This window comes from Faecalibacterium sp. DFI.5.82, from assembly GCF_029076575.1.
Classification (GTDB): Bacteria; Bacillota; Clostridia; order Oscillospirales; family Ruminococcaceae; genus Faecalibacterium; species Faecalibacterium duncaniae.
Genome location: NZ_JARFIS010000510.1, coordinates 1 through 311, shown reverse-complemented (window position 1 = coordinate 311; position 311 = coordinate 1). Strand labels below are relative to the sequence as shown.

At 65.6% G+C, this 311-nt stretch carries 1 protein-coding gene; it reads left to right on the top strand.

What is annotated here, in order from left to right; all coding sequences use genetic code 11:
- The coding region (locus P0G09_RS17650) for a C39 family peptidase (RefSeq protein ID WP_275253321.1) at positions 1 to 311 on the top strand (311 nt) is incomplete at both ends.

Below are 311 nucleotides of genomic sequence, written 5' to 3'. Positions count from 1 at the left end.
CCGGCGACCCCCACGACCACACCGGGTACGGCTGCTATGCCCCCTGCATCGTGCAGGCCGTGCAGAGCGCGCTGGAGCATGAAGGGGCGGCGGACCGGTTCGAGGTGCTGGACGTGAGCGGCGAGACCGCAGCGCAGCTGTGCCGGTTCATCGACGAGGAAATGCCGGTGGTGTTCTGGGCAACGCTGGTTTTTACCCCGGTGCCCGAGGAGCGGGATCACTGGCTGCTGGCTGATGGCACCGACTTTGCCTGGAAGTGCCACGAGCACTGCCTGCTGCTGGTGGGCTACGAAGAGGAAAACTACTGGTTC